The sequence below is a fragment of the Mycobacterium sp. Aquia_216 genome, assembly GCF_026723865.1.
Taxonomy (GTDB): domain Bacteria; phylum Actinomycetota; class Actinomycetes; order Mycobacteriales; family Mycobacteriaceae; genus Mycobacterium.
Genome location: NZ_CP113529.1, coordinates 276,672 through 299,140, shown reverse-complemented (window position 1 = coordinate 299,140; position 22,469 = coordinate 276,672). Strand labels below are relative to the sequence as shown.

Annotated in this window: 18 protein-coding genes; 10 read left to right on the top strand and 8 right to left on the bottom strand. The window is 67.4% G+C overall.

Annotated elements, in window-relative coordinates; translation table 11 throughout:
- Nucleotides 1–157 precede the first annotated feature (157 nt).
- Nucleotides 158–922 (top strand): acetyltransferase, encoded by a 765-nt coding sequence (locus OK015_RS01405; protein ID WP_268128676.1) that lies wholly within the window; start codon nt 158–160, stop codon nt 920–922.
- Here the strand turns inward: OK015_RS01405 and OK015_RS01400 are convergent.
- The 8 genes from OK015_RS01400 to OK015_RS01365 form a co-directional block, all read right to left on the bottom strand.
- A complete protein-coding gene (locus OK015_RS01400) occupies nt 919–2,139 on the bottom strand; it encodes an N-acetylmuramoyl-L-alanine amidase (protein ID WP_268128675.1) in 1,221 nt (406 codons plus the stop codon). The two genes, OK015_RS01405 and OK015_RS01400, sit on opposite strands and share 4 nt — an antisense overlap.
- 131 nt (nt 2,140–2,270) lie before the next feature.
- On the bottom strand, nt 2,271–2,624 hold the full coding sequence (gene trxA, locus OK015_RS01395; protein ID WP_268128674.1) for a thioredoxin: 354 nt from the start codon (nt 2,622–2,624) through the stop codon (nt 2,271–2,273).
- Nucleotides 2,621–3,637 (bottom strand): thioredoxin-disulfide reductase, encoded by a 1,017-nt coding sequence (gene trxB / locus OK015_RS01390; RefSeq protein ID WP_268128672.1) that lies wholly within the window; start codon nt 3,635–3,637, stop codon nt 2,621–2,623. The genes trxA and trxB overlap by 4 nt, the downstream gene beginning before the upstream one ends.
- 93 nt (nt 3,638–3,730) lie before the next feature.
- Nucleotides 3,731–4,507: a hypothetical protein gene (locus OK015_RS01385; protein WP_268128671.1), complete on the bottom strand. Its 777-nt coding sequence runs from the start codon at nt 4,505–4,507 to the stop codon at nt 3,731–3,733.
- 46 nt (nt 4,508–4,553) lie between these two features.
- Entirely contained in the window at nt 4,554–5,141 is a 588-nt protein-coding gene (gene sigM, locus OK015_RS01380) for an RNA polymerase sigma factor SigM (protein WP_268128669.1), read from the bottom strand.
- 61 nt (nt 5,142–5,202) lie between these two features.
- Complete coding sequence (locus tag OK015_RS01375) at nt 5,203–8,847, bottom strand: lipid II flippase MurJ (RefSeq protein ID WP_268128668.1); 3,645 nt, start codon at nt 8,845–8,847, stop codon at nt 5,203–5,205.
- On the bottom strand, nt 8,844–11,243 hold the full coding sequence (locus OK015_RS01370) for a DUF6049 family protein (protein ID WP_268128667.1): 2,400 nt from the start codon (nt 11,241–11,243) through the stop codon (nt 8,844–8,846). The genes OK015_RS01375 and OK015_RS01370 overlap by 4 nt, the downstream gene beginning before the upstream one ends.
- Nucleotides 11,240–11,971 carry an NUDIX hydrolase gene (locus OK015_RS01365; protein WP_268128666.1) on the bottom strand — a complete coding sequence of 244 codons (732 nt, stop codon included), beginning with the start codon at nt 11,969–11,971 and terminating at the stop codon, nt 11,240–11,242. Before OK015_RS01365 ends, OK015_RS01370 begins: the two co-directional genes overlap by 4 nt.
- A gap of 95 nt (nt 11,972–12,066) precedes the next feature.
- Here OK015_RS01365 and OK015_RS01360 point away from each other — a divergent pair, with 95 nt between their 5' ends.
- The 9 genes from OK015_RS01360 to eccD all read left to right on the top strand — a co-directional run bounded on the left by OK015_RS01360 (nt 12,067) and on the right by eccD (nt 22,469).
- On the top strand, nt 12,067–13,521 hold the full coding sequence (locus tag OK015_RS01360) for a CCA tRNA nucleotidyltransferase (protein WP_268128664.1): 1,455 nt from the start codon (nt 12,067–12,069) through the stop codon (nt 13,519–13,521).
- A 45-nt stretch (nt 13,522–13,566) separates the two neighbouring features.
- Nucleotides 13,567–15,516 (top strand): serine/threonine-protein kinase, encoded by a 1,950-nt coding sequence (locus tag OK015_RS29170; RefSeq protein ID WP_442791185.1) that lies wholly within the window; start codon nt 13,567–13,569, stop codon nt 15,514–15,516.
- Between the two features lie 43 nt (nt 15,517–15,559).
- Complete coding sequence (locus tag OK015_RS29165) at nt 15,560–17,647, top strand: serine/threonine-protein kinase (protein ID WP_442791184.1); 2,088 nt, start codon at nt 15,560–15,562, stop codon at nt 17,645–17,647.
- A 50-nt stretch (nt 17,648–17,697) separates the two neighbouring features.
- Nucleotides 17,698–18,204: a pullulanase gene (locus tag OK015_RS01345; protein ID WP_268128663.1), complete on the top strand. Its 507-nt coding sequence runs from the start codon at nt 17,698–17,700 to the stop codon at nt 18,202–18,204.
- Nucleotides 18,205–18,345: 141 nt separating this feature from the next.
- Nucleotides 18,346–18,675: a WXG100 family type VII secretion target gene (locus tag OK015_RS01340; protein WP_268128662.1), complete on the top strand. Its 330-nt coding sequence runs from the start codon at nt 18,346–18,348 to the stop codon at nt 18,673–18,675.
- 53 nt (nt 18,676–18,728) lie between these two features.
- The gene (locus tag OK015_RS01335; protein WP_268128660.1) at nt 18,729–19,019 is read left to right on the top strand and encodes a WXG100 family type VII secretion target; all 291 of its coding nucleotides are present in this window, start codon (nt 18,729–18,731) and stop codon (nt 19,017–19,019) included.
- Between the two features lie 59 nt (nt 19,020–19,078).
- Nucleotides 19,079–19,912 (top strand): ESX secretion-associated protein EspG, encoded by an 834-nt coding sequence (locus OK015_RS01330; RefSeq protein WP_268128658.1) that lies wholly within the window; start codon nt 19,079–19,081, stop codon nt 19,910–19,912.
- Nucleotides 19,913–19,947: 35 nt separating this feature from the next.
- A complete protein-coding gene (locus OK015_RS01325) occupies nt 19,948–20,976 on the top strand; it encodes a MinD/ParA family ATP-binding protein (protein ID WP_326498511.1) in 1,029 nt (342 codons plus the stop codon).
- Nucleotides 20,976–22,469, top strand: coding sequence for a type VII secretion integral membrane protein EccD (gene eccD / locus OK015_RS01320; protein WP_268128657.1), 1,494 nt, complete (start codon nt 20,976–20,978; stop codon nt 22,467–22,469). Before OK015_RS01325 ends, eccD begins: the two co-directional genes overlap by 1 nt.

The window sequence follows — 22,469 nt, the reverse complement described above, 5'->3', positions numbered from 1 at the left end:
CCGGAACGTTCCGCCGGCCGCGTCGACGTGGCAGGGTCAACACTGGCCCGAGAACGACAAACTCTCCTATCCTGGAGAGGTTGGGTGCTGCACGTCAGCCGGCGGACAGCCGGGCTTGCGGCATCGCGCTGCGATACGCACGGGAGCCAGGAGGCTAGTGTCTGCTCGAATCACGCCACTGCGGCTCGAAGCCTTCGAGCAGCTTCCCAAGCATGCGCGCCGCTGTGTCTTCTGGGAGGTCGATCCCGCGACCCTCGGCGACCAGGATCACCTCGCCGATCCGGAATTCGAAAAAGAGGCATGGCTGTCCATGGTGATGCTGGAGTGGGGGTCGTGCGGTCAAGTCGCGACCGCGATTCCCGACGAGCAGAGTCACGGCGAACCTCCCTGCCTGGGCTACGTCCTGTATGCCCCGCCGGGCGCGGTTCCGAGGGCGCATCGGTTTCCGACCGCGCCGGTGTCTCCGGACGCGGTGCTGCTGACGTCGATGGGTATCGAACTGGGGCATGCTGCCGACGACTTGCCGCATAGTCTTCTTGCGCGAGTCATCGACGAATTGATGCGACGCGGAGTCCGGGCGCTCGAAGCCTTCGGTCGCACACCGGCGGCTTCAGAGTTGGTGGACCCGCAGCGGGCCGACCCCGACGTGCGCCCGGTGCTGGAATCCCTCGGAGACTGCTCGGTGGAGCGGTGCATCATCGATGCGGAGTTCTTGAAAGACGTGGGTTTCGTTGTGGTGGCCCCACATTCGTACTTCCCGCGGCTACGCCTGGAGCTGGACAAGGGTCTGGGTTGGAAGGCCGAAGTGGAAGCCGCTCTGGAGCGCTTGCTGGCGAACGCTCAGCTACAGGAGCCGGTCGGCGCCGGTTCCAGCAATGTTTTGAAGGCGGGAAATACGTTGCAAAACAAGCAGAACGGCTAAGAACCGCCGAGCCGTGTCGTCCGTTCCACCGACAATTCGTGAGCAAGCAACTCGGCGAAGGTGAACGTGCCGGTGGGCCGGTCGTTCTTGCCGAGCAGATAGAGACGCTTGACCGCGGCGAGGATGCCTTCGGCAATCGCGTCGCGCGTTTGCGTGGCGAGCAACATGTCACGATCACCCAGGTTGGTGAAGTAGCCGATGTCGACCTGGACGGTGGGCATCCGCGTCAGTCGCAGTAGGTCCCAGGTGCGACCATGCGTCCGGCAATCTCGTAGTCCGGTGCGGGCCACCACTTCTCGCTGAATGAAGTCCGCGAGATTGCGACCGATGGTCGACACCGAACCGTGCGAATTGCCGAAGTGGAACGAGGCCACGCCATTGGCCGCGGGGCTGACCTGAGCTTCGCAGCGCAGGCTGATCATCAAGTCCGCGCCGACGTTGTTGGCCGTAGCGGCACGTTCGGCATCCGAAGGGCTGCGGTTGGTGGGCCGGGATAAAAAGGTCTCCATGCCGATCGCTGTCATCCGGCCCTCGAGCCGACTGGCCAAGTCCCACAATATATCTGCTTCGCTGATCGGACCTGCCGGCCCGGGTGCGATCAAACCGTGGTCGCCGCCGCCGCGGCCCGGATCGATGATGATCCGCTTGCCCGATAGCCGGGGGCCGGACCGGCGGACCAGCTCTTCTTCGCGAATCGCGTGGGGCGAGCCACCGCTGACCCGCGAACTCAGAAAGTACAAGGAGCGCAAGGTTTCCGGGCCGCAGATGCCGTCGGCGGCCATCCCGTACTCGCGTTGGTATGACATCAACGCACTGTGGGTCTGCAAGCCGAAATGTCCGTCGACCAGGCCCGTGTAGAAACCCAGGTCTTGTAGCCGGGCCTGCAGCGTCGCGACGTCGTCACCGTAGAGGGGAGCGCCGAATTGGTGGTAGAGCGTGCGGGCCCCGAGCCGATACGAAGCCTCTTTCAGCGCCCGGTAGGTAGCCTCGCCGACGATGCCGTCCACCAGCAGGCCCCGATGTTGCTGGAAGGCACGGACCGCCTGGTCGAGCTCGGCATCGAAGACCTCGAGAGCGACATGCCGGCCCGTGGTCAAGTCTTCGTCGGCGTTGTCCAGTAGCCCTAACGCAGCCAGCGAGGCCCGGATCTCGGTCACAGCTGCGCTGCGGTCACCACAGCGCAGCGCGTCGCCATTTTCGCGGCGCGGACTCGACATACCAAGGGCCCTCCGGGACAAACTGACAGGCACAAACGCACTTCAGCTAAGCGGTATTGTCGCAGATCCTTCTCAATTTCGGGAAAACCCCAGGCTAAACGGCGGGGCATCATCCGAAAGCGCAGATGCGGTCAGGTGAGGTTGGGAACGGCGTCAGACAACTCGCGCAGCAGTGCCGCCTTACCCTTCGCGCCCACAATCCGCTTCACTGGCTGGCCATCCTTGAACAGGATCATCGTGGGGATCGACACCACCTGGAAGTCGCGGGCCGTATCCGGGTTTGCGTCAACGTCGAGCTTGGCGACGGTCAGCTGATCGGATCGCTCGGCCGCGATCTCCTCGAGGACGGGTGCGACCATCTTGCACGGTCCGCACCATGTCGCCCAAAAGTCAACCAGCACAGGCTTATCGCTGGACAACACATCCGTGGAGAAGGACGCGTCAGAGACTTCCTTTGTGGCCCCGGCTTTTTCGGCATCGCTCATCGTGGTGCTCCAATCAAATCGGTATTGTCCGCATTTCCAGCTGCCGACTTTCCGTCGACGGCTTCCGCCTCTTCCTGCTCGGCCAACCAGCGCTCGGCGTCGATAGCCGCCGCACAGCCGCTGCCCGCGGCCGTGACCGCTTGCCGGTAGGTGTGGTCCACCAGATCGCCGGCCGCGAAGACACCCTCGAGCGAGGTGTTTGTGGTGCGCCCCTTGACGAGTACGTAGCCTTCAGCATCTACGTCGACGACGTCGCGCACCAGGGCCGACCGCGGATCGTGTCCGATCGCGACGAACACACCGGTCACCGCAAGGGTGGACTCTTCGCCAGTTACCGTGTCGCGCAACCTCAATCCGGTCACCGTGCCATCGCCGTCGACCGCGACCACGGCGGCGTTGGTGACGAACTCGATCTTGTCGTTGTTGCGAGCACGGTCGAGCATGATTCGCGATGCGCGGAATTCTTCGCGGCGGTGCACCAACGTCACGCTACGGGCGAAGCGCGTCAGGAACGTCGCTTCTTCCATCGCCGAGTCGCCGCCGCCGATCACGGCGATGTCCTGGTCGCGGAAGAAGAATCCGTCGCAGGTGGCGCATGCGCTCACCCCACGGCCCAGCAACTCCTGCTCGCCGGGCACCTGCAGGTAACGCGCGGCGGCGCCCATCGCCAAGATCACGGCCCGAGCCTTGAAGGTCTCTCCCTCGGCCGTGACGACCGACTTCACCGGGCCGTCCAGCGACACCGACTCGACGTCTTCCATCCGCAGGTCTGCCCCGAAACGCAACGCCTGCTCGCGCATCTGGTCCATCAGCTCCGGGCCCATGATGGCGTCGCGGAAACCAGGGTAGTTCTCCACTTCGGTCGTGGTCATCAGCGCACCGCCGAACGAGGTGCCCTCGAAGACCAGCGGGGCCAACTGCGCGCGCGCCGTGTAAAGGGCTGCCGTATACCCAGCCGGACCCGAACCGATGATGATGACGTCGTGAACTGTGTCAGGAGCGGAGTCGGTCATACGAGCCTTTCAGATACAGACTTGTTCAATCGTGTCGAACGCCAGCGTAGGCGCGGGTGTTCCCGGTCGTGTTGCGCAACACGTGGCACCACCTTAAGGGCGGGGAATCTGGGTGCTGGCTAACAGCCCCGTATCGGCGGCGCTGCAGTTCAGCGCCACCGCAAAGACCGCCAGGTCGGCCGGTGTATCGGCGGGGAGCACCAGCAGCACGCCGGGGCGGGCGTTGATCTCGATCGGCCGCGCGCCCAGCACCTGCGTGGACGCGGGATAGCCGAGGCCACCGAGGCAGGATGCGCGCCGGGACGGGTCGCCGAGCGGGCCGTAATCCGGGGTCCGGCCGAGCAGGCCGACGATATCGGCGGCCGACAGCGGGATCGCCATGGGTGGAGTCGACACCGTGATGTGCTCGGCGGTGGCCGGTGTGCTCGGCGTGGGTTCGGGAGCGTTGAGCAGCGCGGCCGTGCCGAAGCCGATCGCGGCGAGCACTGCGCCCACACCAGCGGCACCGGCGGCCATCCGGGTGGGCCGTAGGCGCGGGCGCGCGGAGTGGGTGGCCACGCCCGGCGGGCGGTCCGGACCCGCCGACCGCAGCGACTCGGAGATCCGGGCGGTCACCCCGGCCGGTGGTTCCGGTGCGGATTCCGGGTCGGCGCCGAGGGCCGCGACGTCACGCCGCACTCGGTTCAACGCGCGCAGCACGCCTGCGGCGCCGGGGTCTTCGCGGACGTGTCTACGCAGCCGGGCGGCGGTGTCGTCGTCGAGCAGACCGGCCTGGAGGTCGGCGAGCGACTCGACCGTCGGCGACGGGCCCGCTCCAGCCGCATCGTGATCCGGGTCGTGATCCGCCGGTTCGTTCTTCGGTTCGCCCATCCGCCCCAGTGTCCGTCATGCCCAGACGGATGGTCACGCCCGGCCCTTAGTGCTGACCGGCGGGGCGCTCGGGCGTGGGGTGGGCGCCGGCGTCCAGGTAGCCGAGCAGCTGGGCGAGCCGCACCCGGGCCCGGGCGCATCGGCTCTTGACAGTGCCCTCGGCGACGCCCAGCAGCGCGGCGGTGTCGGCGATCGAGTAGCCCTGCATGTCCACCGCCACGATGGTGGCGCGCTGCTCCACGGGAAGACGCATCAGTGCGCGTTGCACCAGCATGGCCGTTTCGACCTGAGCCGTGCGATCGGGCACCGGGTGGACGTCCTCGAGCGGCGTCGTCGGGTGGCATTTAGTGCGCCGCAACCGGTCCAGGCAGGCGTTGACCACAATCCGGTGCAGCCAGCTGCCGACCGCGGCGTCATACCGAAACGAACCGGCGCCCCGGTGCGCCGACAGCATGGCATCCTGCAGTGCGTCTTCCGCGTCCTCGGGAGAGCGGGTGGTCAGCCGGGCCAGCCGGTGCAGCTGACGTCGGTGGCGCCCGAACAACTCGCCGAAGGCGTCGCGGTCGCCGGCGACGTGGGCGGCCAGCAGTTCGGCATCACTGCGTTCCTGCTGGATGTACCCCCTGAAGCCCACGGCCGGACAGTAACCAATCGGTGGTCCCGCGGCACTTCACTAGAGGGCGTGGTTGTGAGTCTCAGGATGCGGCTTGAACGGTGATCTCCGAGAGACCGGCCTGGCTCCTGCCGTTGGTGGTCCCCAAGGTGGAGATCCACACCAGCAGGTTCGACGTCGGCGCGCCCGCCCTGACCGGGATGACGTTATGACCGGGCCTGAGCGTGAACGCCGGGGCCAGCACGGTGGTGTCCTCGAGTTTTGACGGCGAAGCTGTGGAGGCGGAGCGAATCTCGACCTTCGTGCCGGTACTCGGGGTGTCGATGGTGACCTGGCCGACCACGGTGGGTTGCGGCAGCTGCAATATCAACCCTTCGCCCTGCTTGAAGCTGGGGAACGGCACAGCGTCGGTATACACCTCGGTCGCCCAGGCGGTGGTGGGGTCGCCATCGATGGCCTGGCCGGCGGTACCCGCGTTGTCGGGATCTCCGTCGGGGGAGAAGACCGTGGCCCGCGTGGGTTTGACGACGCTGCCCGACGCTGCGGGACTCGTCGACGACGAGGAGCTCGACGAACTCGGCCCGTTGAGCCCGAGCTCGTCCTTGTTGAGGCCGCCGCCGACATTGCCGAAGATCTTGCTGACGACCGACGCCAGCACCAACAACGCGACCACGATGATCACGAGTGCCGCGGCGCCACCGATCGCCAGGTTGCGGCGCCGGCGCACCAGGGTGGCGTACTCCCGGCCGCTCGGACGAGGGGCCTCAGGGGGCGGCGAGTCGTCGATCGGGCCGAGCACTTCGGTGCGGTCGGCCACCGCGGTGGCCTGTTGCAGGAGGTTCAAAAGCGTTGACGCACTGCGGATTCCGCCATCTTCCTGAACTGCCCGCACGGCGACTGCGGAGATCTGGAAGGGAATGTCGCGATCGATGGCGTTGGGCTCGACCGGAAGGCCCGATCCATCGCGGTCGGCCGGTGCGAGCCCGCTGCGCGCCCCGAATTCCGGCAGCGGCCACCGGTTGACCAACAGCGCGTAGAGCGAGGCGCCGATTCCGCGGATGTCGTCCTCTGGGTTGGCGTCGGGCATCGTCGCCGGGTAGGCGAGCACGACGTCGCCGTCGATGCTGACCCGAACCCGGCTGGGGTGGTCGATCGACAGGGCGACCCCGGCGCGGTGGGCGGCATCGGCGGCCGCGGCCAGCGACTGCATCGCCCGGACGGCACCGACGGCCGACGGCGCGGTGTCCGCCACCTCTTGGAGCGAGCCGCCGCGAATCCACTCCGCGACGACCAGGCCACCATGACTGGAGTGGACCACGTCGAGCACGCGGGCGATGCCGGCCTTGTCGATCCGGCTGAGCCGCAACGTGCGCGACAGGATTTCCTGCAGCACCTCTTCGGGCAGTGCGCCGTCCGGGTCGACGAATGTGAGCGCCACTTGACGGTCCAGCGCGGTGTCGAGGGCCTGCCAGAATTGCAGGGGCGGCGCACCGCCGTGGAAGACCAGCAGCCGATACCGGCCACCGGCGATACGGGCGCCGGGAACCAGGTGCACATCGTCGCCCGACGATTCGGCGCCGCGATCGCGGACCAAGTCGCCGTTGCGATGCTCCGCCAGGGGCGGGACCGACGGTTCGGGCCTGCGCGCGGGGGGAATGTCGGGCTGAAAGTCGTCGGCAGCCGGACGTGGGAACTCGCCGCCGGACCCGGGGCCGGACGCGGGGCGTTCCAAGGGGCGGTCGGTCACCTCCGGTCCTTTCGCTAGCCGGGCATCGCCTGCTCGATCCGGAGGCCTGCGCCGGATCGGCTCCTGGACCACCTCCTGAAGCGCAGGGGCCCCCGGCGGGGACGAATTCCTCTGCTCAGGGTACGTGACGGGGTCCCGTGGGGACGATCCCCGTGGCACAGCCGACGGGCGGGATTCTCGCACCGCGTGTGGGCCGGCGCCGCGGCCGCCGATCCGGCGCCTGACGGCCGCCATCACCGTCGCCGCCTCCGGGACCTGCGCGAGGACCATGACCGCCACCATGATCGGCAGCATGATGCACGCGAGCACCGACAGCCGCAGGAGCGAGCCGGCGGCGCCACCGTGTGCGGTTAACGCGCCCAGTCCCAGTAGCCGGTCGGCGACGTGCGCAATCAGGCCGGCGAGCATCGACGCGACGATCGTCACCAGGACGGTGCGTACCACCCCGACCCCGATGAGTTGGCCGCCGGACGGCAGCAGGGCGCGCCGCAGCAGGTAGTAGCCGACGAGCGCACCGGCCACAAACCCGAGCCCGTTGGCCAGCCCGAGGAACCCGGCCACCAGCTGAGGGTCATCGGTCGCGTGCGGGGCGAGCACCGAGCCGGCGATCTTGACCGCCGTGATGACCAGGATGATCACGATCGGCGTCCAGGGCTGCTCCCGCGCGTAGAAGACGCGCAGCTGCAAGAGCACCAGCCCGTAAGGGATCAACGTGAACGCCGACAACGCGATTGCGGCGCCCAGGTAACCGGCGTCGACCCCGCCGAAGTGGCCGTAGGCGAACAACGCGCTGCCGATCGCGGGCCCGCCGACGGTCATGAACGCCACGATCGGAATCAGCGTGATCAAGGTCAGCCGGGTGGCCAGCGACAGGTCGGCGAGTACGGCCTTCGTGTCGCCGGCCGCGGCGTTGCGGCTCAGTCGCGGCATCACGACGGTCAGCACCGTCACGCCGATCATGCCGAATGGCAGCATCAGCACCAGCCAGGTGTAGTTGTAGATCGCGGGACCGGAAGCCGCTGCGGTACTGGCAATTTGGTTGCCCACCACCAGGCCGAGCTGGCTGATCAGCACGTAGAGCACCATCGCGGCGGCCATCGCGCCGAACCGCTTGAGTCGCGCGTCGATTCCCCACAGCGGGCGCAGGCTGATGCGCTCGCGGCGCAGCGCAATCAGCAGCACCGCGGTCTGGGCGTACACGCCCAGCGTGGTGCCGATGCCGAGCACCAGCAGCTTGGCGTTGCCCATCCGGACGGGGTCGACCGATAGCTCACCGGGCACGGCCAGATACACCACCAGGGTCGCCACCGCGACGACGTTGTTGACGACTGGCGCCCATGCCGTCGGCCCGAAAACGTTGCGGGTGTTCAGGATTGCCATGAATACCGACGTGAGGCCGTAGGCGAGCACCTGCGGCAGCAGCAGGTAGGCGAACGCGGTCGTCAGTGGCTCGTTGACCTGCGGGCTGCGGCCCAGCATCAGCCGGACCAACAGTGGCGCGGCCACCACCGACACCGCGGTGGCGAACACCAGCAGCGTGGTGGTCACCGTGACCAGGCGCCGGACGAACGCCGCACCGCCGTCGGGGTCGCTCTGTTCGGCCCGGGCCAGCACCGGCACGAAAATCGCGGTGAAGGTTGCCTCCAGCACGAGGGCGGCAACCAGGTTCGGCAGCTGATTGGCCACCGAGAAGGAGCTGGACAGCGCCGCGCCCAGGATCGCGGCCAGCACCACGATCCGGGCGAATCCGGTGATCCGGCTGACCAGCGTCGCCAGCGCCATTGCCCACGAGCGCGACACCAGTGCGGCGTCGGACAGCTCCACCCGCCGCGTGGGCAGGGCAGGGCCCGGGGGGCCCAGGGGGATCTGTCCCGTCGGCGGCGGAATCCGGCCCGGTGGCGGCGGCCCGGGTGGTCGCTGTGGCGGTGGTTGCCGCTGCGGCGGCTGCTGTGCATGGGACCGCCGGTAGGCGGGTTTCATACGCGGTGCTCTTCGTCGACGCGACCGCCGACCTCACGTCCCGCGTCGGCGGGTCGGTGGGGCGGGTCGGGGCGGTCCAGGTCGGCGCGGTCGGGCTGGCCGCGGAACCGGTGCCACAGCCGTCGGCCGGCGAGCAGCACCAGCACCGCCGCGGCGGTCAGGGTGATCGCGAACAGCACCTTGCCATAGGCGTTGGAGTGCACCGACATGCGTACCGGTTCGCCCAGCCGCGTGCCGTCCGGAGTTCGCAGCGTCACGTCGATGGCGACGCGTTGGGTGAAGTTCACCTCGATCGGTACCCGCAGCGGCAGGTAGCCGGGCGGCAATTCGATCTGCCCGACGTCGCTCACGGTCATCCCCGGCGGCGCGTCGACCTGCAGGCGGACCTTGATCGGCACGGCGAGGCCGTTGTGCAACGCCACCGGCAGCGGACTGTGCTCGGTGGCCAGCGTGTAGGAGCCGCCCGGGTTGACGATCGTCACCGCGCCGAACAGGTCGTTGATCGTGTTCCCGACGACCGCCAGTCGCTGCTGGGCCAGCCCGTTGCGGGTATCGGGTGACTCCGACTGGCTCAACGAACGCAGCATGTCTTCGCGCAGCGGCGCGGTGTACTGGACGCCGGTCAGCCCGGTGCGCTCGTCGGTACTCAACGCCGAGGTCAGCTTCCACAGCCGGCCAACTTGACCGTTGATGTCGGCGACGACGTTCTCACCGAAGCGGCCGCGCTCCGGGGTGGGGCCGTCCAGCGGCGGCGGGGTGTGGGCCGCGTCCACGGCTTGGGCTTCGGCGATCACCGCCGCAAGAGGTCGCGGCACTCCCAAACCGGATCGGATCGTGGTGGCCAGCGCCGTCAGGATGACCTGCGCGTCATCGGCTTGCAGGTTCCAGGTCGCCGGCGGGACCAGGATTTGGGTGCGCGGCGGGGCGTCTCTGTCCAGGGCATGCCAGAACATGGAGCCCAGGGCGTCCTGGCGCCGCGCGGTGCTCGAGTCGTGCGCGAGCCGGACTGTCAGCGAGGGGTCCAGATAAGTGGGGACGCTGGGGTTGTTGCCCGCTCCGGCCAGCGCCGCCCCGACCGCCGGGTCGAACGGCGCGACCACCACCTGCGGAGACAGCCGCCGGGGCGCGGTGTCGACACTGGGTCCCGACGACCCTTGCGCGTCCGGGGCGACCAAGTCGGCGGCGGCGACGGCGACCGTGCTGTTGTTGGCGCCGAGCAGGTCGACCGCGCCGTCCGTCAACGGGCCCTCGGGCAGCAGCGTGGCGCCCCGGGTGGATTGGACGTCCAGGATGTGGTCGATGATGTCGCCGACGCTGGTGGTGGCGATCGCGCTCAGGCCCGGATCGTTGACGCGTTGCAGGGCGCCGAGATCGGCTTGCGCGTAGGGCAGCGGCGCCACGCAGGTGTGCCTGCCCAGCGCGCGTAACCGGTTCAGCCAGCCGGTCGCGGCGGTCTGCCCGGTGCCCGGGTGCGTCGGGGTGCCCGGTTGTTGCGCGGGGCCGTCGGGGGAGTTGGACACGACATAGCCGGCCGTCATCGCGTTGACGGTGACCAGCAGATCCGGGTCGATGGCCAGGCACAGTGCCCGGCCGACCGCGCCGTCGGGGTCGACGTCGTGGCTGGTCGCGACCTCGGCCGCGGACAGCAGGATGTCCAGGCGACCGCCGGTGGCCAGCGAGGTGGCCAGGTCGTCGTCGACCAGCCGGACCGGGATGGCGCCTCCGGGTTGGCCCGGGGACAACCGCGGCCGGTCGGCCAGCGGCCACAGCATGGTGACCCACAGGGGTTTCGAGGTGTCGGGCGCGACCGCGGATTCCAGGGAGTCGGCGCGGTCGGGCGGCACCCCGATCACGGGCAGCAGGAACCGCGCGTTGTCGAGCCGCGCGGGCGCGCCGTAGTCGGGTGTTCCGTTGGCGTTGACCAGCACGGGGTAGATCCCCGGCTGGTCGATTCCCAGCGACGGCTTGGCCAACGAGCGCAGCGGGGCGGACAGGGTGAAACCGACTTCTTGCCCACGCTGCAGTTCCGGTGCCACCGTGAGGAATTCGGCGGCCGGCTGGTACTGGTCGGTGCTGCCGTCCAGCGAGGTGCGCAGGCCTGCGGACGCGTCGACCGCGGCGGCGTGTTCGAGGCGGACCATCACGTCGCGGACGGGACGGTCACCGATGTTGGTCACCATGCCGGTGACCGTGACGACCGGCGGGCTCGTCGTGGTGACGACGTCCGGGGTCACCTGGTCGATGCGGACCCGGACGAACGGGGTCGCTCCGGGCTCGTCGGCCGCCGCGCGAGGCATAGCGATCGGCCCGGTGAGCAGCACCGCAAAACCGGCCACGATGCCGACCACGACGGCAAGGCGCAACAAACCGGCCCAGCGGAGTCGCAGAACGGTCACGGCCCCGGCCCGTGACCGTTCTTACGACCGGGGGGCTTGTCGGAATGCCGGGTTCGGGAATGTGTCTGCGGGTTTCGCCGGGGTGCGCTCGGGGGCAGCGGTGGAAGCGCGGCGGGACCGTCGCTCTGCAGCTTCCCGATCAGCTCGTTGGCGACCTCGGCGAGGCGGCGTTCGTCGGCGTAGGCCAGCCGGGAGGGCAGCTCCCGCATCGGCACCCAGGCCACCTCGGCGACTTCGAGGTCCTCGTCGGAAAGCTCGCCGCCGGAGAAGCGCATCAGATAGTGGTGCACCGTCTTGTGCACCCGGCGACCGTCGGTGACGAACCAGTAGTCGATGCGACCCAGCGCGGCCAGCACGCTGCCGCGAATTCCGGTCTCCTCGGCAACCTCGCGAATGGCGGTCTGCTCGGCCGTCTCGCCGAGTTCGATGTGCCCCTTGGGCAGCGACCACAGCATTCGCCCGCGCCGATCGACGCGCCCGATCAAAGCCGCGACCTGACCGTCGCGCGGTCCGTCGATGCCGTCGATCACCAGCCCGCCCGCGGACGTTTCGTGCACGGTGCGCAACCGCTCCGGCATCCGGCGCGGCGCGCGCGGTCGGCGCTTGTTGCCCGCCGCCGCGTTGGCGGTCACTTTGGCGTCGGCGTCGTTCTCGGACGCACCGACACCGCCACGACCCCGACGGCGCCCCCGGCGTCGACGTGGTTTGGCTTGTTCGCCATCCGACACCCAAGCGATAGTAGCTGGCACGAGCTGTTCTTCTGGACACACTCGCCGCTGGTGCGGGCGCGACGACCGCCCGCGCGCGACTAGGCTGATCGAACGTGTCTGAAGCCGCCGCCGAAGTGGAGCTGCTGACGTCGGCTGCGAAGGCCCTGAATCAGCATGCCGCGCTGCTGAGCGGACTGGGCTCCCGGTTCGAGGCCGCGGGACACGACTTGTATCTGGTCGGCGGTTCGGTGCGTGACGCGCTGCTGGGCAGGTTGAGTCCCGATCTGGACTTCACCACCGACGCGCACCCCGAGCAGGTGCAGCGGATCGTGCGGGGGTGGGCCGACGCGGTCTGGGATACCGGGATCGAATTCGGCACCGTGGGCGTCGGCAAGGACGAGCACCGCCTGGAGATCACCACGTTCCGGGCCGACACCTACGACCAGGTGTCGCGCAATCCCGAGGTGCAATTCGGCGATCGTCTCGACGACGACTTGGTGCGCCGGGATTTCACCGTGAACGCGATGGCCGTGCGCATCACGTCGAGCGGGCCGGGCGAGTTCCTGGATCCCCTGGGCGGTTTGGCGGCGCTGCGGGCCCGGGTGCTGGATACCCCGGCGGCGCCCGCGGTGTCCTTCGGCGACGACCCGCTGCGGATGCTGCGCGCCGCCCGGTTCGTCTCGCAACTCGGGTTCAGCGTGGCCCCGCGGGTGCGGACGGCGATCGAGGAGATGGCCCCGCAGCTGGGCCGCATCAGTGCCGAACGGGTGGCCGCCGAGCTGGACAAGCTGCTGTTGGGCGCCGACCCGGTGGCCGGCGTCGACCTACTGGTGCAGACCGGGATGGGTGAGGTCGTGCTGCCCGAAGTCGGCGCGATGCAGATGGCCATCGACGAACACCACCAGCACAAGGACGTCTACCAGCATTCGCTGACCGTGCTGCGCCAAGCCGTCGCCTTGGAAGACCCCCCGCCCGAGGGAGGCCCGGATCTGGTGCTGCGCTGGGCGGCGCTGCTGCACGACATCGGCAAGCCCGCCACCAGACGCCACGAAGACAACGGCGGCGTGAGCTTTCACCACCACGAGGTGGTCGGCGCCAAGATGACTCGCAAGCGGCTGCGGGCGCTCAAGTACTCCAAGCAGATGGTCGACGACATCTCCCAGCTGGTGTATCTGCATCTGCGGTTCCACGGCTACGGCGACGGGAAGTGGACCGATTCCGCGGTGCGCCGCTACGTCACCGACGCCGGGCCGTTGCTCGCGCGGCTGCACAAGCTGGTGCGCGCCGACTGCACGACCCGCAACAAACGCCGAGCCGCTCGGCTGCAGGCCAACTACGACCGCCTCGAGGCGCGCATCGCCGAGCTGGCCGCTCAGGAGGATCTGGCGCGGGTGCGTCCCGATCTGGACGGCAACCGGATCATGGAGTTGCTCGACATCCCGGCGGGGCCGCAGGTCGGTGAGGCGTGGCGGTTCTTGAAGGAGTTGCGGCTGGACCGGGGACCGTTGACCGACGAGGAGGCCACCGCCGAGCTACTGGCCTGGTGGCAATCCCGGGGGACCGGGTAAATAGTCCGCAGCATTCGGGACCCCGACGAGTTCTAGGATTTGCTCATGCCGTTAGGCGAGGGGGCGCAGTTCGCCGGCTACACCGTGGGGCGGCTGCTCGGAATTGGTGGCATGGGTGAGGTCTACGCGGTACGCCATCCCCGGCTGCCCCGTCTCGAAGCGCTGAAAATCCTGCGCGCCGATGTGTCGGCGGATCCCGACTACCAGCAACGCTTCAACCGCGAGGCCGAACTGGCGGGCGGCCTGTGGCACCCCCATATTGTCGGCGTGCACGACCGCGGCGAGTTCGAGGGCCAGTTGTGGATCGCCATGGACTATGTCAACGGGCCCGATACCCGCGCGCTGATGGACCGGCAGTACTCGCGCGGGATGCCCCCGGGCGAAGTGGTGGCGATTGTGACCGCCGTCGGCGCGGCGCTGGATTACGCCCATCACCGCGGCTTGCTGCACCGTGACGTGAAACCGGGCAATATCATGATCAGTCGACCCGATGACGGCAGCCCACCACGAATCCTGTTGAGCGACTTCGGTATTGCCCGCCCTGTCGATGACAACACGGGCTTGACGGTGACCAATGCGACGGTCGGCACCGTCGACTACTGTGCGCCCGAACAGCTGTTGGGCAGCCCCCTCGATGGGCGCGCGGATCAGTACGCGCTGGCCGCTACCGCTTATTACCTGCTGACCGGCGCCAAGCTGTTTGCCAACGCCAGCCCGGTCGCGGTGATCAGCGCGCACCTGACAGCGCCGCCGCCACTGCCCGGCATGCTGCGTCCGGACCTGGCCGCCACCGACCGGATATTCGCCCGCGCGCTGGCGAAAAACCCCGCCGAGCGGTTCGACCGCTGCAGCGACTTCGCCGCAGCCCTGGCCGGCCAACTGCATGCGTCAACTGCCGAACTCACTCGGCCCGCCCCGGCGCCTCCGCCCAGGTACGCGCCGCCCGGGCCGCCACGACCAGTCGCACCGGGCCCACCGCCCAGCGGCGTCCAACGGCGTAAGCTCGGCCGCCGGCGCGGAGTGCGAATCGCTGCCTTGCTTACGGCAGGGATCACCGTTGTGGCCGTCGTCGCCCTCATGGTGATCCCTCGACTGACCGACCACGGTCGTCACGCCGCTACCCAGCTAGGCCCGCAGCAGCAAGAAGCGGCCCGGCTCGCCGGGCAGCACTACCTGGAGGCGCTTGCTCGCGGCGACGCCGCGGCCGCGCTCGCGCTGAGTGTAAATCCGCCGGCGACAACGCAATTCGCGACCGTAGACGTGCTACGTGCCCAGCTCGCCGCGATGCCGATCAGCGCTATCACCGCGACCCAGGCCCCGGTGCCCGCCGGCGACGACCCGCAGCAAGTGCAGTATCTGATGCTGTCCGCCAGGTTCGGCCCGACGCTGTCACAGGCCCGCGTCGCCGTGCGCCGCGATAGCGACGAATGGAAACTCGACACCGCGACGGTCGCTGTCGACATCGGACCACCGGGCAGCACCGACGCATCGCTGAAAGCGGTTGCGCTGTGGGGTGTTGCCACCGACGGGGCATCGCCGGTCGCGGTCTTCCCGGGCGCACTGTCCGTCTCGTCCAGTAACCGCTTCGTCGACATCTCCGCGCAGACTCCGCCGGTGTTGCTCGACGCGCTCGGCGGCGCCACCGACCGACCCACCATCAAGCCGGCAGCGGCGCTCAACGATGTGGGCCGCCAAGCGGCCAAGACGGCCATCGACAACTGGGTGCATTACTGCTACCGCGGAGCGGAGCCGCCACCCGACTGCCCCCGACTCAGCCCGGACAATCCCACGATCGACATCTCGGCCAGCCCCGGTGATTTCACCAAAACAACCCTCAACTTTGACGCCGCCAAGATGGTGGTCTCGATCGGTGGCAGCCTCGTCTATCAGGGCCATGCCGCCGGTGTCCCTGACTACACGGTGACCCTGAACTGGGTCGGCACCGTGGATCTGACCAAGGATCCCCCGGTATTCACCCGCACGGCCGGCCGTTGATAAACACCACCCGGCAGTCCTTCGGCGAGCCTAAGATGCGCGCATGCCGTTAAGCGAAGGGGCGCAGTTCGCGGGATACACCGTGGTGCAACTTTTGGGCGCTGGCGGTATGGGTGAGGTGTACTTGGTGCGTCACCCGCGGCTACCCCGCTTCGAGGCCTTGAAGATATTGGCTGCAGAGGTGTCGGCGGATCCCGATTACCAGCAACGATTTAACCGCGAGGCCGAACTGGCCGCCGGGCTGTGGCACCCACACATCGTCGGCGTGCAGGATCGTGGCGAGTTCGAAGGCCAGCTGTGGATCGCCATGGACTACGTCGACGGTCTTGATGTGGGCGCGCTGATGGACCAGGACTACCCCGGCGGCATGCCGGCCGAGAAAGTGGCGGCGATCGTAACCGCCGTCGGCGCCGCGCTGGATCATGCGCATCACCGCGGGATGCTGCACCGGGACGTCAAACCGGGCAATATCATGATCAGTCGTCCCGATGACGGCAGCCCGCCGCGAATCCTGTTGTGTGACTTTGGCATTGCCCGCCCCGTTGATGACGCAACCGGTCTGACCGCGACCAATATGACGGTGGGCACCGTCTATTACTGTGCCCCCGAACAGTTGTCCGGCCGGCCGCTGGACGGGCGCGCGGACCAGTACGCGCTGGCAGCGACCGCCTACTATTTGCTCACCGGGGCCAAGCTGTTTCCTCATGTCAGCCCGGTGGCGGTGATCAACGCTCACCTCACGTTGCCGGCGCCGCTATTGGGTGGGTTGCGGCCCGATCTGGCCAGCGCCAATCCGGTCCTCGCGCGGGCGCTGGCCAAGAATCCGGCCGAGCGGTACGACCGCTGTAGCGATTTCGCGACCGCGCTGACCGAGCACCTGCCGAACGTCGACCCCGGGCGCACGCCACCCTTCACCCAGCCGCGCCCGCTCCTGGCATCCGAACAAACCGTGCCAGTCGCCGCGGCCGCTACCGAGGCCATCCGCCCAATCGCGCCGCCCCGCAGTGGGTACCGACCGCCCGCCTCCACCGGATACCCGGGTCCACCGATGCCACCGCCCCCGCGGAGCGCACCGCCCTGGCCGAATGTCGGTACCAATCCACCGCGCAGCCGCAAACGCGTTGTGCTACTGAGCCTTTCACTGCTCGCGATACTGGCCTTGGTCGCAGCGGTGGGGATCGTTGCGACAAGCAAAATCATGAGCGGCGACGCCACGAAGCGGGCCGAGCAAGATCGGGAGGCCGCCAGGCTGGCCGGGCAGCATTACTTGGAGGCGCTCGCGGTCGGTGATGCCCGCACCGCGCTGTCGCTGGGGCCAGACCAGCAGGCGACACCCGAGTTGCTCACCGACAAGGTGCTGCGGGCACAGCTCGCCACCACACCTATCACCGACATCAAGGTCACCAACGACCCGACGCAGGAGCCGACCACCCCACCCGACGCCCAGCGTCTCGTCCTGGCCGCGAAATTCGGCGTCACGCCCACCCAGGTAGTGATCTGGGCACACAAAAAAGATGGTCAGTGGAAGCTCGATGCCACCACGGCCGCCATCGCTATCGACAAACCGCCCAATGCGGACGAAGCAATGAAAACCCTTGCGGTGTATGGAGTGGGGACGCACGGCGCCAGTCCAATTTCGGTTTTTCCCGGTGTCATTCAGGCCGGATCGGTCAATCGCTACATCGATATCACCGCACCATCGAAAGCGGTGCTGCTCGAGGCGCTTACTGCCCCCGCGACCAATCGGCCGAGTCTCCAACCGACCGTCGCACTCAATGATGCTGGGCGCCAGGCCTCCCTGGCGGCCGTCGACACAGAACTCCGCTACTGCTTCAAAGGGGTAGCCAAGCCGCCGGAGTGTTGCCCCAAAGACGGGTGCCCACCTCAACCGGCCCCACCCCCCGGAGTGGACCCTGACAGTGTGAAACTTGAGACTCTCGAAAACACCCAAGACGTGACTTACGACTTGGACCCCAACGCCCTGACAGTTCATCTCTCTGGAACCTTCAACTACAAGGCCGAGTTGATGCAGTACTCCAAACCGACGACTTATCGGGATGCCATGCGCGTCCAAGACAGCCATGTCGACCTGACCAAAGATCCGCCGGTTTGGTTTCGCGCACCGGGCTGATTCGGCACGGGCGGCGGAACCCGCCGCGGTGGGGCCGCGTCGGAAAGGTCATGGACTACTGCATCGGCTCTGACGACGGCGCGGCCATCTGGCACGGCCAACCTGACCTTGATCTCGACCACGACGGCCGCCTCGAATCGATCGGGCTCGATTTCGATCACGACGGAATGCGTGACGATGCACTCGGCGACTTCGACGGCGACGGGTTCGCCGATCACGCCGTGCTCGACCTCGACAACGACGGCACGCCCGAGGCGTACTTCACCGACGACGGGTCAGGGACCTGGGCGGTAGCCGCCGACCGGGCCGGGGGACTGCGCTGGTACGGGCTCGACGGTGCCGAGCACACCGGCGGCCCGTTAGTCGACTTCGACGGCCGCGGCCAGCCGGATGATCGACTGGTGGACGTCGACGGCAACGGAGTCGCCGACCGGGTGCTGTGCGCAGAAGAGGGCGGCCTGACCGGCTATGTGGACACCGACGGCGACGGCCGCTGGGACGTTCGATTGTCCGACACCGACGGTGACGGCTCGGCTGACGGCGCCAGCGGCCTTTGACAAGGTGTTTTGCGCGATTCGGCAATGGGTAGATCAAGGCCTGTGCAGCAGGCAAAACAACTGAAGTGACAGACCCCGATCCCTGTCTACACTCTTACCCATATCCAGGTCGGGGAGCCTAGGGAAATCGAAGGGGAAAACATGCCAAGCTCAATCGTTGTCACGCCCGAACTGCTCCGCAGTTCACAGCAACGCATCGAAGCGCGATTGCAAGAGGCGGCCGCAATCGCCAATCAATACCTGAGCGGCCACGAGAACATCGTCAGTGCCGCCGGGTGGACAGGTCAGGCCGGGTCGACGTCGCTGAACACGGCTGGCCAAATTCAGCATGACCTGCAGCAGATCATGACCGGCGGCAACCGGTTGGCGCACGGTCTGGGCCAGACGGCGACGCTGATGGAACACCACGAAGCGGATTCGGCCCACAGCCTCAATGGCGTTTTCGGCGGCGGCGGCGTCCAGTCGACCTAGTCGGCGTGCCACCCATTCCATCCCACAGATTTATTCGTTAAGGAACAATCAACATGTCAGACCAGATCACTTACAACCACGCAGCGGTCAGCGGCCTCACCGGTGACATCGCAACTCAAGCGGCGCAGCTGATGGAAATTCACGATGACGTTCTCCACATCACCCAGTCGTTGACCGAGTTCTTTCAGGGCCACGGCGCTACGGCATTCTTCGACGCCCAACAGCAAATGCTGCACGGGCTGCAGGACATGATTCAGACGGTCAGCCTGCATGGACACACAGTGAACACGGTGCACGACAACGTACTAACGACTGACCAGAACATAGGTACCTTCTTCGTCTAGTCGCAGTTTGGCGGGGCGCACGCGAGCGTGCGCCCCGCACTTGGCTTTAAGGGAAGACCGTGTTGACCACCTCATTGGATGGCTTGTGGGTCCTTCAGGTACTCACCGGCATCGAGGTCCTGGCTCCCGAAATGGGGCTGCGGCCACATTTGCCCAGCGTTGAGCCCAAGCACAAGGCGCTGGCACATCCGGTGACGGTCGAACTACGGGCCGCCGGGGCGATCGACGAAACGGACTCCGTCGACGGCGCGATCGTCGAGTGGCTGACGGTGCTATCCCGCCGAGACGTAGGGCTGATGATCCACTTCCGCTTGGCCGAGAACGGTGAACCGGCGCGGGCCATGCTGGCCCGGTTCGCGCAGTGGTGGGTCGCGATCGAACGATCCGGAGACCTGGTCCGGATCGGCGGAGTGGGAATCTCGAGCAGCGAGGGCGCGGCCAGCTCGGTGATCAACGCCCAGATCGAACGGTTATGCGGCGCAAGCGATCCCGCGCCGTTGCGTCCCGTCACACTGGACGCGGATGCCATGCGTGCGGCCGCCACCGATCTGAAAGCTCTGCACGAATTCCTGGGCAAGCAAGGACTCGATGCCGATCAGGTGCACATGCTGAAACTGGCCAACGATCCCGACCGATCGGCCCAGGCCTCGATCATCGCGATCCAGTCCGGGGTGGACAACGGCCAGCCCACCCGGACCCACATCGACCACGGCGCGGTGACGATCATCGATACGCCGGAAGGACGCCTGGTCGCCGAACACGTCCCTTCCGCCGGCAAGAAATGGATGATCGTCGCCCCGGGGACCAAGACGAACATCGGTTCGGCGATCAACCAGATGGTGCGGCGGCTACCCGCAGACCAGGAATGGTTTTCCTACCGAAAAGTCGTGTAGTCGAAAGGTAGTGCGAAAATGATAGCATCGGCATCGTGACAAATCCGTGGACGGGCTCATCCAATTCTCCGGAACAGGGCGGACCGACTCGGCGAGAAGCTCCCGCCCCGCACTACCAGAATCAAGATTCGGTATCCGGAACACTACGCATTTCCGACATGGTCGCCCCGCGAAAAATTCCGCCGGGCGGCGGCTGGCGTAAATTCCTGTACACGGTTACCGGCCACGCCATTAATTTCGGCGAATCGCCGTCAGAAAGACATTATCGGGAATTGCAGGAGCGCATCCGGCGCCACATCCGTAAGCAATACGTCGTCGGGGTCATTTCGGGCAAGGGCGGTGTCGGCAAGACCACGATGACCGCCTGCATCGGTGCGGTGTTCCGGGAATGCCGGCCCGAGAACGTCGTCGCGATCGACGCCGCCCCTGGTTTCGGCACGCTGGCCGGGCGGATCGACGAATCCCCGCCGGGCGACTATGCGGCGGTGCTCAACGATACCGATGTCCAGGGCTACGCCGACATCCGAGAACACTTGGGGCAGAACAGCCTTGGTCTTGACGTGCTGGCCGGAAACCGGGCATCGGACCAGCCGCGGCCGCTGGTTGCGTCGATGTTCTCCGGGGTGCTGTCGCGGCTGCGCCGCACCCACACCGTGATCGTGGTCGATACCTCCGACGACCTTGAGCACCCGGTGATGAAGGCCGTGCTCGACGCGTGCGACACGTTGGTGTTCGTTTCCGGCCTGACGGCCGACACCTCGTTGCCGGTGACCCGCGCGATCGACCTGCTGCGATCGATGGGTTACCACGAATTGGTGTCTCGCAGCATGGTCATCCTGAACGATAGCCGCGATAAATACGATGCGGAGGCACGAACTTATCTCACCGAGCGATTCGCACAATCGGGTGCGACTGTCGAGTTCATGCCGTACGACCCCTACCTCGCAAAAGGCGGGATCATCGACACCCGGCATGAGTTGAAGAAGAAAACTCGCCTGCGCCTCTTCGAAATCACCGCGGCATTGGCCGACAAATACATTCCAGATGCGGACAGGCCGCGCTAATGACCCCGTACGTGGGTAAGGTTTCGTTTCCAGCCCGTTGTGCGGTCGCAGTCGTATGTGGAGAACACCTCGTTTCGCAGGTGTATCCGGCCTCGGTGCCGATTGAGGCTTTCATCGACAATGTCGTTGAGCTGCTCAACGAGGAACTCAAGCGCCGGGGCTTCACCGGGCTCGAGTCCGGTATCGGATACGAACTGCAGAAGGCCAACGGTGTTCGGCTGGATGTCACCAAGACCTTCGACGAACTCGGCGTCGAGGACGGCGCCACGCTGACCCTGGTTCCCGCGGTCGCAGGTGAATCGTTCGAGCCGCAGTACGAGTCGTTGTCCACCGGTCTGGCCCGGGTGGGCAAGGCGTTGTTCGAGCCGGTGACCTTGCAAACCGCCGCGCACACCGCGCTGGTGATTCTGGCGTTGGTCTCGCTGACCCTGCTGGGACTGGCTGTGCGCCAACGTTTCTCGACCGACTCCCTGATGCCCACCATCGTGACCGGCGTGGCCGGCCTCCTGATCGCCGGCGGCGCCGCCGCGGTGTGGCGTTGGTGGCCGGGTCGCGCCGACATGGTCGACGGGCTCGGCTGGACCGCGTTGCCGTTGCTCACGGTGAGCCTTGCGGGCGGTGCGCCCGGGCCCCTGGGGGCCGCGCACGCCTTCATCGCCGCCTTGGCCGGCGCGGTACTCACCTGCGGAATCACTTCTGCGACAGGGCGCCACGCCAATGTGGCAGCGACCGTGGTGACCGTATTGGGACTCGGTGGCGCGGTCGCCGCCGCCCGGATGTGGTGGCCGGCGCCCGCGCAATGGCTGGGCATGTGCACGCTCGTCGCACTGCTACTGCTGCTGACCATGGCCCCGACGATCGCGCTGTGGGTCGCGCGGATCCGGCCGCCGTACTTCGGGTCGATCACCGGGCGCGATCTGTTCCGGCGCAGCGCGGGTCTACCGGCCGACGCGGTGTCGCCCGTCGATGAGGGCGCCGAGGAGGAAGCAAATTCCGACACCACGCCGCGCGGTGCGCAGATCGCGCTCGCGGCGGTCCACGCCAACAACGTCCTGACCGGAATCTGCGTCGGGGCCGGGCTGTCACTTCCCGTCGCGGTGTGGGCCACCCTGATGCCGGGCCACGACCGGAGCACGGCGGCCGCGGTGCTGGCCGGGCTGTTTGTGGTGATCTTCATCAGTCGTGGGCGGGCGTTCGCCGACAAACGGCAAGCGATCGCATTGGTCTGCGGCGCCGCCGCGGCGTTGTGCGTGGGTGTCGTCAAATATGTTGTGCACGTGCCCGCTTCGTCGGGCTACGGGGTGCTATGGGGAGCGCTGGTACTGGCCGGCTTCGGCGGCGCAGGTCTGCTGGCCGCTCTGCTGGTGCCGATTACGAGGTTCACCCCGCTGGTGCGGATGACCGCCGAATGGGTGGAAATAGCAGCGATCATCGCGGCCCTGCCGCTGGCCGCATGGATCGGCGGATTGTTCACCTGGGTGCGCATGCGATGA

Bases quoted from the DNA above. Each gene is read 5' to 3' on its own strand.
- OK015_RS01400 (WP_268128675.1), bottom strand. From the start codon at position 2,139: ATGTCGAGTCCGCGCCGCGAAAATGGCGACGCGCTGCGCTGTGGTGAC.
- OK015_RS01385 (WP_268128671.1), bottom strand. From the start codon at position 4,507: ATGGGCGAACCGAAGAACGAACCGGCGGATCACGACCCGGATCACGAT.
- eccD (WP_268128657.1), top strand. From the start codon at position 20,976: ATGACCCCGTACGTGGGTAAGGTTTCGTTTCCAGCCCGTTGTGCGGTC.
- OK015_RS29170 (WP_442791185.1), top strand. From the start codon at position 13,567: ATGCCGTTAGGCGAGGGGGCGCAGTTCGCCGGCTACACCGTGGGGCGG.
- OK015_RS01345 (WP_268128663.1), top strand. From the start codon at position 17,698: ATGGACTACTGCATCGGCTCTGACGACGGCGCGGCCATCTGGCACGGC.
- OK015_RS29165 (WP_442791184.1), top strand. From the start codon at position 15,560: ATGCCGTTAAGCGAAGGGGCGCAGTTCGCGGGATACACCGTGGTGCAA.
- OK015_RS01335 (WP_268128660.1), top strand. From the start codon at position 18,729: ATGTCAGACCAGATCACTTACAACCACGCAGCGGTCAGCGGCCTCACC.
- OK015_RS01340 (WP_268128662.1), top strand. From the start codon at position 18,346: ATGCCAAGCTCAATCGTTGTCACGCCCGAACTGCTCCGCAGTTCACAG.
- trxB (WP_268128672.1), bottom strand. From the start codon at position 3,637: ATGACCGACTCCGCTCCTGACACAGTTCACGACGTCATCATCATCGGT.
- OK015_RS01375 (WP_268128668.1), bottom strand. From the start codon at position 8,847: ATGAAACCCGCCTACCGGCGGTCCCATGCACAGCAGCCGCCGCAGCGG.
- trxA (WP_268128674.1), bottom strand. From the start codon at position 2,624: ATGAGCGATGCCGAAAAAGCCGGGGCCACAAAGGAAGTCTCTGACGCG.